A 12934-nucleotide genomic window follows, 5' to 3' on the forward strand; every position below is an offset into this window, starting at 1 on the left:
GGAATCACGTCTCAGCTTGTGGATTAGCGGTGCTAACCTCCTCGGCGGGGCACGTGGCGAGGAGGACCGAGGGTGACCGTGACGACGGCCGAGCACACGCGATCACGACGACGGTGGGTCGTGCTGGCGATCGGCGTGCTCGCCCAGTCGTCGGCCTGCTCGTTCGTCTACGGCATCCCGTTCCTGGTCCCGCAGCTGCGGGACACGTTCGGGCTGTCGCTCGCCGCGGTCGGGGTCTACGTCGCCGCGCCGACGACCGGCCTGCTGCTCACCCTCGTCGCATGGGGCGCGGCCGCCGACCGGTTCGGTGAGCGCCGCGTCATGGCCCTCGGGCTCGGGCTCGGCTCGCTCGCGATGGGCTGGGTCGCGTTCGGCCCGCACGGCGACGGGGCCGGCGTCGTCGTGCTGCTGGGCCTGGTGGGCGCGCTGTCGGCGTCGGTGTGGGCGGCGAGCGGCCGCATGGTCATGGGCTGGTTCCCACGGACCGAACGCGGCGTCGCGATGGGCATCCGGCAGACCGCGCAACCGCTCGGCGTCGGCGTCGCCGGTCTGGTCCTCCCGACCCTCGGCCAGCACCTCGGCCCGTTCACCGCGCTCGCCGTGCCCGGCGTGCTCTGCCTGGTCGCCGCCGTCCTGATCGCGACGCTCGCGCCCGACCCGCCCCGCGAGCCCCGGCCCGAGGGCGTGCCCGTCCGCTCGCCCTACGCCGGCACGCCGCTGTGGCGGGTGCACCTGAGCAGCGCGCTGCTGGTCGTCCCGCAGTTCGCGATCGCCGTGTTCTCCACCGAGTACCTGGTCCGCCAGCAGCACTGGTCGATCGCGGCCGCGGGCGCGTTCGTCGCGATCATGCAGGTCGTCGGCGCAGCGGGCCGGATCGGCGCCGGATGGTGGTCCGACCGAGTCGGCTCCCGGATGCGCCCGATGCGCCAGCTCGCCGCGGCGGCCGTGCTCGTGCTGCTCGCGTTCGCCCTCGGCGACCTCGTCGCGCCGTGGCTCGCGGTCGCCGCGCTCGCGGTCGGTGCCGTCGTGTCGGTGGCCGACAACGGACTGGGCTACACCGCCGTCGCGGAGATGGCGGGTTCGTGGTGGTCGGGCCGCGCGCTGGGTATCCAGAACACCGGGCAGAACATCGTCTCCGCGGCGGCGCCCGTGGCGCTGGGCGCGATCATCGGTGTCGCGGGGTACGCGGCCGGGTTCGCGCTGGCCGCGCTCGCCCCCGTCGTCGCGATCGCGACGACGCCGGTGCGGGGCGAGCGCCCGCCGTCCTGGTGAGCCGCCGTCCCCGGCGGCGCGGTGGACCGTCGGGTCGGACGGCTCAGCCGTTCTCCCGCAACGCCTTCGCCGTGGCGAGGACGAGCTCCGGGTCGGCCTCGTATGGCGTGTTGAGCGAGAGCCGGGTGGCGAGCCCGCCGAACCGCTCGCGCAGCCCGGCGGCGGCCTGCTCCGGCGTCCCGCCGACGGCGAAGGTGTCGACGATCTCGTCGTCGATCAGCCCGGCCATCTCGTCCCACGCCTGCCGGCGCGACAGCCCGTTCAGCCGCACGTGCAGGTCCTCCCAGCCGTGGGCCTCGAGCACCGGCCGGTAGGCGGGGGTGGAGGCGTAGAACGCGATCTGCCGACGCGTGCCGGCGAGCGCCCGCGCCCGCGCCTGCTCGTCGGCCCCGAGCACGACGAAGGCCGGCATGCTGACCGTGAACCCGTCGAGGTCGCCGCCGCGGGCGTCGCGCAGCGTCGGCAGGATCACGTCGCTCATGTACCGCTTCGACGTCAGCGGATGGCACATGATGCCGTCGGTGACCCGGCCGGCGACCTCGATCATCCGGGTGCCGACGGCGGCGAGCAGCACCGGCGGGTTGCCGTACGGGTTGGGCCCGGGGGAGAAGATCTCGGTCAGCAGCGTGTGCGAGTAGAACTCGCCGCGCACGTCGAGACGCTCCCCGGAGGCGAACGCGTCCCAGATCGCGCGCATCGCCCCGACGAACTCCTCCATGCGCGCCGCCGGGCGGCTCCACGGCATCCCGAAGCGGCGCTCGATGTGCGGCTTGACCTGCGACCCGATGCCCAGCTCGAAGCGTCCCTTCGAGATCAGCGTGATGTCGTTGGCGGCCATGGCCAGCGTCATCGGGGTGCGGGCGAACGCGACCGCGATCGCCGACTGCAGCGTGATCCGCTCGGTCGCCCGCGCCGCGAGCCCGAGCGCGACGAACACGTCGTGCTGGGTCTCCGGGATGCCGACCCCGGAGTAGCCCTCCTGCTCGGCCCGGACGGCGGCGGCCTCGACGCCCTCCGGGTCGTTGCGGACGTCGACGACGGCTTCGACCAGCACGGGCACCACGCTCCTTCGCATCGGTTCCGCCGATCCACTCACACCGCCCGCGGCCGAGTCCACCCGGGACCGCCGACGTCACTGGCGCGTCCCTCCCGCGGGTGCCGGGCCGGCGTGGAACCGGTGGCTGGCGCCGACCGTTCGACGGCTTGTGGAAGTATCGGGGCGAGGCGGTCGATGATCGTGGCCGCGACGGTCGACGGAGGTCCTGGCTGGTGAACGCACGCCCGACACACAAGCGGTCCCGCGGCGGCGTCGCGGCGGCGCGGCGCCGCACCGGTGCCGGCACGATCGCCGGGATCGTCGTGGTCGTCGTCGTGGCGGTCGCCGTCGTCGTCGGCCTGCTGCAGCGGGCGAACCGCACCGACGACGCCGCGTCCGCGCAGATCCCGGTCGTCACCTCGTCGGCGGCCGGCGCCGCCGTCGCCGTCGACAAGGCGGCGGCGGTCGTGACGATGGGCAAGGCGGGCGCCCCCGCCACGATCGACGTCTACGAGGACTTCCTCTGCCCGATCTGCGGCCAGTTCGAGCACACCTACGGCGACCAGATCCGCCAGGCCGTCACCGACGGCAAGCTCGACGTGCGCTACCACGTCGTCAACCTCCTCGACGACCGCTCCGACCCACCGGGCTACTCGATGGCCGCGGCGTCCGCGGCGCTGGCCGTCGCCGAGGCCGACCCGGGCGCGTTCGCGTCGTTCCACGACAGCCTCTACGGCGCCCAGCCGTCCGAGGGCGGCCGCGGGTACGACGCCAACCAGCTCGACGCGCTGGCCACGGCACTCGGCGTCCCGAAGGGCCGGGTGGCGGACGCGCTCGCGTCGAAGGAGTTCGACCAGGCGGTGCAGACGTCGCTGCAGACGGCCGCGACCAACCCCGCGCTGCGGCAGCAGACCAGCGCCGGGTCGGGCTTCGGCACGCCGACCGTCGCCGTCGACGGCCGCCTCGTCGACGTCTCCGACCCGAACTGGCTCACGGCGATCCTCGCCGCGCACTGAGGCGCGGCGCAGACCCCGGGCCGACCCGTCGCACACGCCTCACGACCAGGGGGAACACACCGCGATGAGCATCGTGGAAGGTGTGCGCCGCAAGGTGCTCGGGCTCGTCGTCCCGCTGTACCTGCGCTGGCGCAACCGGCGCGGATCGGGCGCCGTCGACTTCACCCGGATCCTGCCCGAGCCCGCGCTCGTACCGCTGCGTCGCACCGGGATCGACCCGGTGCCGGAGCTGGCCGAGCAGCGCGAGCGCGAGCCCGTCGCCGAGCTGCCCGCGGCCTACGGCATCCGGGCGTGGCTGGTGACGGGGTACGAGGAGTCGAAGGCCGTGCTCGCGGCGGCCGACGCGTTCAGCAACGACTTCACCCACCTCGTCGGCAGGCTCGGCATCACCGCGGAGCAGGACCCGGGCGGCCTGGGGTTCGCCGACCCGCCCGACCACACCCGGCTGCGCAAGTTCCTGACTCCGGAGTTCACGGTCCGCCGGTTGCGCAGGCTCGCGCCGCGGATCGAGGCGATCGTGCAGGGCCAGCTCGACGTCATGGAGAAGACCGTCGCCGAGGGCGGGCAGGCCGACCTCGCGCGCGACTTCGCGCTGCCGATCCCGTCGCTCGCGATCTGCGAGCTGCTCGGCATCCGCTACGAGGACCGCGGCGACTTCGAGCGGCTCTCGACGGCCCGGTTCGACCTGCTGGGCGGCTTCACCGGCTCGTTCGGGGCGATGTCGGAGTCGGTCGGGTACCTGATGGACGTCGTCGCGAAGGAGCGCCGGGACCCGGGCGAGGGCCTGCTCGGCATGCTGCTGCGCGAGCACGGCGACGAGATCGACGACCGTGAGGCCGCCGGCATCGCCGACGGGCTGCTCACCGGCGGGCTCGAGACCACGACCAGCATGCTCGCCCTGGGTGGCCTCGTCGTCATGCGCGACGAGGCGCTGCGGGCGTCCCTGCTCTCCGACGACGCCGCTCCCGACAAGCTGGTCGAGGAGCTGCTGCGGATCATCACCCCGGTCCAGGTCGCCTTCCCGCGGTTCGCCCGCGTCGAGACGACGGTCGGCGGGAAGACGATCCTCCCCGGCGACGTCGTGGTGTGCTCGCTCTCGGCCGCCGACCGCGACCCGCGCATCGGTGACGGACTCGACCGCGTCGACCTCGACCGCACGGTGCCGCCGCACCTTGCGTTCGGCTACGGCATCCATCGCTGCGTGGGGGCCGAGCTCGCCCGCATGGAACTGCGCACGGCCTACCCCGCGCTGGTCCGCCGGTTCCCGCGGATCCGCCCGGCCGTGGCGGAGTCGGAGCTGCCGTTCCGCGAGCTGTCGTTCGTCTACGGCGTCGACGCGCTGCCGGTCGAGCTCGACTGAGGACCCGTCGGCAGCGCGAGGCGCGCGAGCACCGCGCGGTGGTCGCTGCCCGGCAGGGTCAGGAACCGCACGGACTCGGCCTCGATCCCGGCGGTCGCGAGGACGTGGTCGATCTGCGGCCCGAGCGTGCGGCCCCACGGGCCCCATGTCGGAGTGAGGCCCTGGCCGCGCTGGACCGCCGCGTCGCCGCAGCCGCGGGTCGCCTCGCGCAGCACGGAGTGGTCGAGGGTGGCGTTGAGGTCGCCCGCGACGACCGTCGGCGCCGGGCCGGCGCACCACGTCGCGAGGCGGGCGACGTCGTCGCGCCATTCGTCGGCCCGGCTCAGCCGGGGCGAGCGCGGGTGGACGGCGACGAACCGCACGGCGCCCAGCGCGCTGCCGCTGACCTGCAGGTCGGGCACCGTCATGTCGTCGCCGATGGTGATGTCGACGGCGCCGAGGCGGGGCGCGACGAGCACCGTCACGCCGTCCACGTCGCGGACCCGCGGCGACGTGGACGCCTGCGCGCGGTAGCCCAGAGGTCCGACGAGTGCCTCGATCCGACCGGCGTACCGGGCGCCCGCCTCGGGCAGCGCGACCAGGTCGGGGCGCTCGGCCCGGATCGCCGCGGCGACGGCGGCCGGGTCGGCGCGGCCCTCGTAGACGTTGAACGCCAGCACGGTCAGCGTCGGTGCGCCCGCGGGCGGCGGGGGATCGGGGACGAGTCTCGGGACCACCAGCGCGGCGCCCGCGACGGCGACCACGAGCAGGCCCGCGGCGAACGGCCAGAACCGGCGCCGGAAGACCGTCGCGACGAGCGCGACCAGGCCCAGCAGCCCGACCACGACCACCACGTAGGGACGGAACGCCACGATCTGCGCGAACGGCGTCCAGCGGTCGAGCCCGCCGAGACGGTCGGGCACCGTCGTGAGGACCGCGAGCGCGGTGACCACACCCGCCGCGACGACGCGCGGCCACCGTCGCGGGGACGCGCGGGTGCCCTCGGGCGAGACCGTCGGGGTGGAGGTCGTCGTCATCGGCGGCCATCCTGCCGGGCCCGCATGAGAGCAACCTGAGACCCCCACCACGGGCTCGGCACCCGGACACCGGCGGGCGGCCGGTCACGGGTGGCGCGCAGATGGGTCGGGACCCACCCGGCCCACCCACGCGCACTGCGCGGCCGCGGTCAGCCGCTGAACTCCGCGGGCCGCTCCGGGCTCGCCTGCGCGAGCGCGGCGCGTACCCCGTCGGCGTCGAAGTCCTTGCCGTACACCGGGGTCCCCGGCTGCTGCCGCCAGGACTCGGCGAGCGGGCCGGCGTCGACGGGGTCGAAGCCCAGCGCGTCGACGAGGTCGAGCACGGTCTGCTTGCCTGGCCCGTCGCCCGCGACCGGGAGCGCGATCCGGCCCGGGGTGCCGGCCGGGACACCGCGTTCGAGCAGGTGCTTCCAGAAGATCCCGTTGAACACCTTGAACACGGGGCTGCCGATCTGCTCGCCGACCCAGACGCTCTCGACGGTGCCGTTCTCGATCGCGTCGATCCGCCCGTCGCGCTGCTGGGGGTAGTAGTTGTTCGTCTCGATCACGGGCGCGCCGTCCTTCGCCTTCGCGACGATCCCCGGCGCCAGGTCGGGCACGTTCTTCTGCGGGATGCTGACGATGACGACATCCGCGTCGGTCGCGGCGTCCGCCGCCCACACCGGCGTCGCGCCGGTCTCCGCCGCAAGGTCCGCCAGGGTCTCCGGCGCCCGCGAGTTGGCGACCCGCACCTCGTGGCCGAGCTCGGCCAGCTTGCGCGTCAGGGTTCCGCCGATGTGGCCCGCACCGATGATTCCGATCCTCATGTCCGCGGCAACCCGGCCCCGCGGGACGGCATTCCCGCTCCGTGTCGGCGCCACGTCCGAAGCGGACACAACGGTCGTGGGTGGCGATGGTCGCCATGGCGACCATCGCCACCCACGGGGGTCAGTAGATGTCGAAGGTCTGGCCGTGCTCGGACTCCGGGCGGGGGCCGAAGATCCGGCGCTCGGACTCGTCGATCGGCCGGTCGTTGATGCTCGCCTCGCGGCGGCGCATGTAGCCCTCGTCGTCGAACTCCCACAGCTCGTTGCCGTAGGAGCGGTACCACTGGCCGTTCGCGTCGTGGCTCTCGTACTGGAAACGCACCGCGATGCGGTTGCCGCTGTAGGACCACATCTCCTTGCGCAGCGCGTAGTCGAGCTCGCGCTCCCACTTCTGGGTCAGGAACTTGACGATCTCCTCGCGCCCCACGACGTGGGTGTCGCGGTTGCGCCACACGGAGTCCGGCGTGTACGCGAGCGAGACCTTCTCCGGGTCGCGCGTGTTCCACGCGTCCTCGGCGGCCTGGACCTTCTTGGCGGCGCCTGCGGCGTCGAACGGCGGGAACGGCGGACGGCTCATCCTCGACTACCTCCTCGGACCTGCGGAGAACGAGCGTTCTCCGTAGTGGGGCGTAGTCTAGAGAACGATCGTTACCGGTCAAGGGGAGGAGTGACGTGGATCTCGCCGAAGCATCCGATCGGCTGCTGGTCGCGGCGGAACGGCTGTACTACTCGCGCGGCATCGCCGCCGTCGGGATCGACGACGTCCGGGCCGAGGCCGGAGTCTCGATGCGCCGGCTCTACCAGCTCTTTCCCTCGAAGGAACACCTGGTCGCGGCCTACCTCGACGCCCGCGACGTGCGCTGGCGCGGTCGCGTCGCGGCGCACGTCGACGCCGCGGGCGACGACCCGGGGGACCGGCTGCTGGCCGTGTTCGACTGGCTCGGGCTCTGGTTCGCCGAGGACGACTTCCGGGGCTGCGCGTTCATCAACGCCTTCGGCGAGATCGGCGGCGAGTCCCCGCTCATCCTGGCCGCCGTGCAGCGGCACAAGGACCTCTTCCGCGACTACCTCGCCGACCTGGCCCGCGCGTTCCCCACCGACTCACCCGACGTCCTCGCGAGCGCGATCACGCTGCTGGCCGAGGGCGCGATGACGGTCGCCGCGATCGGCACCGACCCTGCGGCCGCGGAGCACGCGAAGTTGGCGGCCCGCACCCTCCTCGACGCGGCGCGCCGTCGCTCCTGACGTCGGCCCACGTCGTGGCCCGTGCGTGGCGATGGTCGCCATGGCGACCATCGCCGCTCACCGGGGCAGCCCTGCTGACGGCCGCTCAGCGCTGCCGGCGGTCGATCAGTCGCTGCAGCTTGCCGACGGAGCGCTCCAGCGTGTCGGGGTCGACGACCTCGCAGGTCACGCTCACCCCGACGGTGTCCTTGACGGCCTTCACCAGCTCGGCGGCGGCGGCGTCGCGACGGTCGGCGGGCGTCGACGGCCGGGCCTCCACCCTGACGCCGAGCGCGTCCATCCGGCCCTGCGTCGTCAGCACCAGCTGGAAGTGGGGCGCGAGGCCCGCCGTACGCAGCACGATCTCCTCGATCTGGGTCGGGAACACGTTGACCCCGCGCAGGATGATCATGTCGTCGGAGCGGCCGGTGATCTTGTCCATCCGGCGCATCCCGGGACGCGCGGTGCCCGGCCGCAACGTCGTCAGGTCGCGGGTGCGGTACCGGATGATCGGCAGCGCCTCCTTGGTGAGCGAGGTGAACAGCAGCTCGCCCCGCTCGCCGTCGGGCAGCGGGGTGCCCTCGACCGGGTCGATCACCTCGGGCAGGAAGTGGTCCTCCCAGACGTGCAGCCCGTCCTTGGTCTCGACGCACTCCTGCGACACGCCCGGGCCCATGACCTCGGACAATCCGTAGATGTCGACGGCGTGCATGTCCATGCGGTCCTCGATCTCGAGGCGCATCTGCTCGGTCCACGGCTCGGCGCCGAAGATGCCGACCTGCAGCGACGACGTGCGCGGGTCGATGCCCTGCTTCTCGAACTCGTCGACGACGGTGAGCATGTAGCTGGGCGTCACCATGATCAGCTCGGGCCGGAAGTCCTGGATGAGCTGCACCTGGCGCGGGGTCATGCCGCCCGAGACCGGGATCGCCGTCGCGCCGAGCTTCTCGATGCCGTAGTGCGCGCCGAGGCCGCCGGTGAACAGGCCGTAGCCGTAGGCGTTGTGCACCTTGTGGCCCGGGCGTCCGCCCGCGGCGCGGATGCTGCGCGCCATGACCGTCGCCCACGTGTCGATGTCGCGCTCGGTGTATCCGACGACCGTCGGGCGGCCCGTCGTCCCCGACGACGCGTGCACCCGTCGGACCTGTTCCTGCGGCACGGCGAACATGCCGAACGGGTAGTTGTCGCGCAGGTCGGCCTTCGTCGTGGTCGGGAACCTCGCGATGTCGGCGAGCTCGCGGCAGTCGTCGGGGTGCACGCCCGCGGCGTCGAACGAGGCCTTGTAGAAGGGCACGTTCTCGTAGGCGTGGCGCAGCGTCCACTGCAGCCGCTGCAGCTGCAGGGCGCGCAGCTCGTCGACCGACATGCGCTCGGCGTCGTCGAGCAAGGTGGGGTCGGGAGCGTCGCCGAGACGCCTGGTCGCGGTACTCATGACGCGGTCTCCTTCTTGGCGACGAGGGTCAGCACGTCGTAGCGGGCCACCGACTCACCGTCCTGGCGGGTGACGTCGGCGTCCCAGCGGACCTCGCCGTAGCCCGCGGTGTCGCGCGGGGTGAGCTGCTTGCAGGTCAGCGTCACGGTCAGCTCGTCGCCGAAGCGGACCGGGGTGAGGAAGCGCAGGTCGTCGACACCGAAGTTGGCGAGCACCGGGCCCGGGTCGGGATCGACGAACAGCCCCGCGGCCAGCGACACGACGAGGTAGCCGTGCGCGACGCGCTCGCCGAACAGCGGGTTCGCGGCCGCCGCCGCGGCGTCCATGTGCGCGTAGAAGGTGTCGCCGGTGAACTCCGCGAAGTGCTCGACGTCCTCCTGGGTGACCCGGCGCGGTCCGGCGACGATCGTGTCGCCCGGGCGCAGTTCCTCGAGGTGCTTGCGGAAGGGATGGACGTCGGTCTCCCGGCGCTGCGACCCCCGGACCCAGCGCCCGGTGATCGCCGTGAGGGTGTCGGGGTCGGCCTGGACCGCGGTGCGCTGCATGTGGTGCAGGACCCCGCGGATGCCGCCCATCTCCTCGCCGCCGCCCGCCCGGCCGGGGCCGCCGTGCACCAGCGCGGGCAACGGCGAGCCGTGTCCGGTGGACTCCTTCGCGTCGCGCTCGTTGAGGACGAGCACGCGGCCGTGCCACGGCGCCACGCCCAGCACGATCTCGCGGGCGACGGCCGGGTCGGCCGTGACGACCGACCCCGCCAGGCTGCCGTTGCCGCGCGCGGCCAGCTCCACCACCTGCGGGATCGACGAGTAGCCCATGACCGTCGACACCGGGCCGAACGCCTCGACGGCGTGCGGCTCGGCGCGGTCGGGGTCGGCCGTGAGCAGGACGGGGGAGAGGAACGCGCCGCGCTCGGCGTCGGCGCCGACGACGTCGACCTTCCCGGGGTCGCCGTGCACGATCCGTCCGGCGTCGGCAAGGGCGGCGATGTTGCGGCGCACCTCGCCGCGCTGGTCGAGGCTCGCGAGCGCGCCCATCCGCACGCCCTCGGCGTCGGGGGCGCCGACGACCGTCGTCGCCAGCCGCGCCGACACCGCCTCGACGACCGCCTCGACGTGCTGCTCCGGCACGAACGCGCGCCGGATGGCCGTGCACTTCTGGCCCGCCTTGATTGTCATCTCGGCGACGACGCCGGAGACGTAGAGGTCGAACTCGGGGCTGCCGGGCGCGACGTCCGGGCCCAGGATCGACATGTTGAGCGAGTCGGCCTCGGCGTTGAAGCGGACGGACTCGCGCACGATCGTCGGGTGCGTCCGCAGCGTGGCGGCGGTGGCCGCGGAGCCGGTGAACGACACCAGGTCCTGCCCGGTCAGGTGGTCGAACAGGTCGCCGACGCCGCCCGCGACGAACTGCAGCGAGCCCTCCGGCAGCAGCCCCGAGTCGATGATCAGCTCGACGAGCGCCGAGGTCAGGAACGCCGTCGGGCTCGCGGGCTTGACCAGGCTCGGCACCCCGGCGAGGAACGCGGGCGCGAGCTTCTCCAGCGGGCCCCACACCGGGAAGTTGAACGCGTTGACCTGCACCGCGACGCCGTGCAAAGGCGTCGCGACGTGCTGGCCGACGAAGGTGCCCCCGCGGCCGAGCGGCTCGACCGCCCCGTCGACGTAGACGGTGTCGTTGGGCAGCTCGCGGCGACCCTTGGACGCGTAGGCGAGCAGCACGCCGATGCCGCCGTCGACGTCGAACTTCGAGTCCGACAACGTCGCGCCGGTGCGCGCCGACACGGCGTAGAGCTCGTCGCGATGCTCGCGCAGATGCCCGGCCAGCGCCTTGAGCAGACCCGCCCGCTGGTGGAACGTCAGCTCCCGCAGCGCGGGCCCGCCGACGCCCCGGCCGTAGGAGAGCGCGGCGCCGAAGTCGACGCCCGCAGAGGAGAGCCGGGCGACCTCCTCGCCGGTCACCGCGTCGTGCAACGGGCGCGCTCCCGCGGGGTCGGGGGAGTGCCAGGCACCCGCGACGTAGCTGCGCAGCGTCGGGACGGTGGTCGGAGCGGTCATCGATGGTCCTCCATCCGGCGGCGGGTCCCGTCGGCGTTCCTCGCGTGGTCTCCAGCGTGCTGCTGCCGAACGATCGTTCGGCTCGATGCGGGCAAGCTAGCACCTCCACCCGGCCCGACGGAACGGTCGCGGGACCCGTCGCCTGACCGATCGTTCGGTCGGAGAGCCGTTAGCATGAGCCGATGGTCGCCGATTCCCCCGCCGTCCTCGTCGAGCGCGACAGAGCCGAGCCGGCCGTCGCCGTCGTCACGATGAACCGCCCCGACCGGCACAACGCCCTCACCGTCGAGCTCAAGGTCGCGCTGCGCGACGCGCTGGAGGCCGCCGCCGCCGACCCCTCGGTCCGCGCGGTCGTACTCACCGGTGCGGGGCGGTCGTTCTGCGTCGGCCAGGATCTCGGTGAGCACGCGCAGACGCTGCGCGCGGGGACCGAGTTCACGACGATCGAGGAGCACTACAACCGGATCACGCTCGCCATCGCCGAGGCGCCCAAGCCGGTGATCGCCGCGGTGAACGGCACCTGCGTCGGCGCCGGGCTCGGCTTCGCGCTGGCCGCCGACCTGCGCGTCTCGGCCGCCGGTGCCACGTTCTCGACGGCGTTCGCGGGCATCGGCCTCACCGCCGACTCCGGGCTCTCGGCGTCGCTCGCGCACATGGTCGGCGTCGCGCGGGCCACGGAGCTGCTGCTGCTCGGGGAGCGTTTCACGGCCGAGGACGCCGCGGCGTGGGGACTGGTGCGGATCGCGCCGGGGGAGGCGATCGAGGCGGCACTGGAGCTCGCCCGCGGACTCGCCGCCGGTCCCACGCTCGCCTACGCCGAGATCAAGTCGGCCGTCCGGTTCGGCGCGGTCAACGACCTGCGCGCGGTGCTCGCCAACGAGGACCGCGGGCAGAGCCGGCTGGTCGCGACGGCGGACCACGCCGGTGCGGTCGAGGCGTTCCTGGCCAAGCAGAAGCCGACCTTCGAGGGCCGATGACGAGCTCCGCGCAGGCCGAGGCGCGCCGGCCCCGTCGGCCCAGCGGCGGCCCGGAGTCGTTGCTGGACAAGGCCGTCCTCGAGTTCAACGCCCGCGGCTACGACGCCACGAGCATGGAGGACCTGTCCCGGGCCGCGGGGATCACGAAGTCGTCGTTCTACCACCACTTCGCGGGCAAGGAGGCGCTGCTCAGGGCGGCGCTCGAACGCGCGCTCGACGGCCTGTTCTCCGCGCTGGACGACCCGCCCGGGGTGGAACCGGCGGTGGGCCCGTCGGAGCGGCTGCGGCGCATCGTCACCCGGCAGGTCCGGGTGCTGATGGACGACCTGCCCTACGTGACGCTGCTGCTGCGGGTCCGCGGGAACACCCCCACCGAGCGCTGGGCGCTGCAACGGCGCAAGGCCTACGACGCCGAGATCGCGGCGCTGGTACGGGCGGCCGTCGATGCCGGTGAGATCCGCGCGGGTGTCGACCCGGCACTCGCGGCCCGGCTGCTGTCGGGCCTGGTCAACTCCGTGTCCGAGTGGTACCGCCCCGGGCGGCGCGGCACGGCCTCGCTTCCCGAGGACGTCGCGCGGGCGATCTTCGCGGGCGTGCTGCCCGCGGCCGACCCGGCCTGAGGACGGGGGACGCGTCCTGACGGCGGGGGACGCGTCCGGCCGGTACGCGGGTCGACGGCGACCGGGTGGGTTGCGCGGGGACGGCCGCTGCGTCATCCTGGCCGAACGAACATTCGGTAAG

General features: G+C 73.6%; 12 protein-coding genes. 6 read left to right on the forward strand and 6 right to left on the reverse strand.

Features of this window, described 5'->3' with window-relative positions:
• Positions 1-72 precede the first annotated feature (72 nt).
• Positions 73-1272 carry an MFS transporter gene (locus tag PSED_RS13560; RefSeq protein WP_013674813.1) on the forward strand — a complete coding sequence of 400 codons (1200 nt, stop codon included), beginning with the start codon at positions 73-75 and terminating at the stop codon, positions 1270-1272.
• Positions 1273-1315: 43 nt separating this feature from the next.
• Here the strand turns inward: PSED_RS13560 and PSED_RS13565 are convergent, their stop codons facing one another.
• A complete protein-coding gene (locus PSED_RS13565; protein ID WP_233899399.1) occupies positions 1316-2332 on the reverse strand; it encodes a TIGR03617 family F420-dependent LLM class oxidoreductase in 1017 nt (338 codons plus the stop codon).
• A 209-nt stretch (positions 2333-2541) separates the two neighbouring features.
• On the opposite strand from PSED_RS13565, the gene PSED_RS13570 reads away from it, so the two are divergent.
• Entirely contained in the window at positions 2542-3324 is a 783-nt protein-coding gene (locus PSED_RS13570; protein WP_013674815.1) for a DsbA family protein, read from the forward strand.
• Positions 3325-3388: 64 nt separating this feature from the next.
• Positions 3389-4684, forward strand: a complete 1296-nt coding sequence (locus PSED_RS13575; protein ID WP_013674816.1) for a cytochrome P450 — start codon at positions 3389-3391, stop codon at positions 4682-4684.
• On the opposite strand, the gene PSED_RS13580 is transcribed toward PSED_RS13575, so the two are convergent.
• The 3 genes from PSED_RS13580 to PSED_RS13590 form a co-directional block, all read right to left on the reverse strand.
• A complete protein-coding gene (locus PSED_RS13580) occupies positions 4648-5700 on the reverse strand; it encodes an endonuclease/exonuclease/phosphatase family protein (protein ID WP_013674817.1) in 1053 nt (350 codons plus the stop codon). The genes PSED_RS13575 and PSED_RS13580 overlap by 37 nt on opposite strands.
• A 149-nt stretch (positions 5701-5849) precedes the next feature.
• Entirely contained in the window at positions 5850-6575 is a 726-nt protein-coding gene (locus tag PSED_RS13585; RefSeq protein ID WP_325051323.1) for an NADPH-dependent F420 reductase, read from the reverse strand.
• Positions 6576-6627: 52 nt separating this feature from the next.
• Positions 6628-7083: a nuclear transport factor 2 family protein gene (locus PSED_RS13590; protein WP_013674819.1), complete on the reverse strand. Its 456-nt coding sequence runs from the start codon at positions 7081-7083 to the stop codon at positions 6628-6630.
• 95 nt (positions 7084-7178) lie between these two features.
• Here PSED_RS13590 and PSED_RS13595 point away from each other — a divergent pair, with 95 nt between their 5' ends.
• Entirely contained in the window at positions 7179-7751 is a 573-nt protein-coding gene (locus PSED_RS13595; protein ID WP_013674820.1) for a TetR/AcrR family transcriptional regulator, read from the forward strand.
• A gap of 85 nt (positions 7752-7836) precedes the next feature.
• On the opposite strand, the gene paaK is transcribed toward PSED_RS13595, so the two are convergent.
• Positions 7837-9162, reverse strand: a complete 1326-nt coding sequence (gene paaK / locus PSED_RS13600) for a phenylacetate--CoA ligase PaaK (protein ID WP_013674821.1) — start codon at positions 9160-9162, stop codon at positions 7837-7839.
• Entirely contained in the window at positions 9159-11216 is a 2058-nt protein-coding gene (paaZ, locus tag PSED_RS13605; protein WP_013674822.1) for a phenylacetic acid degradation bifunctional protein PaaZ, read from the reverse strand. The genes paaK and paaZ overlap by 4 nt, the downstream gene beginning before the upstream one ends.
• 182 nt (positions 11217-11398) lie before the next feature.
• Here paaZ and PSED_RS13610 point away from each other — a divergent pair, with 182 nt between their 5' ends.
• Both PSED_RS13610 and PSED_RS13615 read left to right on the forward strand, forming a co-directional pair.
• Positions 11399-12193, forward strand: coding sequence for an enoyl-CoA hydratase/isomerase family protein (locus PSED_RS13610; RefSeq protein ID WP_013674823.1), 795 nt, complete (start codon positions 11399-11401; stop codon positions 12191-12193).
• Positions 12190-12813, forward strand: a complete 624-nt coding sequence (locus PSED_RS13615; protein ID WP_013674824.1) for a TetR/AcrR family transcriptional regulator — start codon at positions 12190-12192, stop codon at positions 12811-12813. Before PSED_RS13610 ends, PSED_RS13615 begins: the two co-directional genes overlap by 4 nt.
• Positions 12814-12934: the final 121 nt, after the last annotated feature.

The organism is Pseudonocardia benzenivorans CB1190 (assembly GCF_000196675.2).
GTDB lineage: Bacteria > Actinomycetota > Actinomycetes > Mycobacteriales > Pseudonocardiaceae > Pseudonocardia > Pseudonocardia benzenivorans.

What these genes read in the sequence shown, in the direction of transcription:
- PSED_RS13575 (WP_013674816.1), top strand. Translation starts at nt 3,389, where the DNA reads ATGAGCATCGTGGAAGGTGTGCGCCGCAAGGTGCTCGGGCTCGTCGTC.
- PSED_RS13580 (WP_013674817.1), bottom strand. Translation starts at nt 5,700, where the DNA reads ATGACGACGACCTCCACCCCGACGGTCTCGCCCGAGGGCACCCGCGCG.
- PSED_RS13590 (WP_013674819.1), bottom strand. Translation starts at nt 7,083, where the DNA reads ATGAGCCGTCCGCCGTTCCCGCCGTTCGACGCCGCAGGCGCCGCCAAG.
- paaK (WP_013674821.1), bottom strand. Translation starts at nt 9,162, where the DNA reads ATGAGTACCGCGACCAGGCGTCTCGGCGACGCTCCCGACCCCACCTTG.
- paaZ (WP_013674822.1), bottom strand. Translation starts at nt 11,216, where the DNA reads ATGACCGCTCCGACCACCGTCCCGACGCTGCGCAGCTACGTCGCGGGT.
- PSED_RS13610 (WP_013674823.1), top strand. Translation starts at nt 11,399, where the DNA reads ATGGTCGCCGATTCCCCCGCCGTCCTCGTCGAGCGCGACAGAGCCGAG.
- PSED_RS13615 (WP_013674824.1), top strand. Translation starts at nt 12,190, where the DNA reads ATGACGAGCTCCGCGCAGGCCGAGGCGCGCCGGCCCCGTCGGCCCAGC.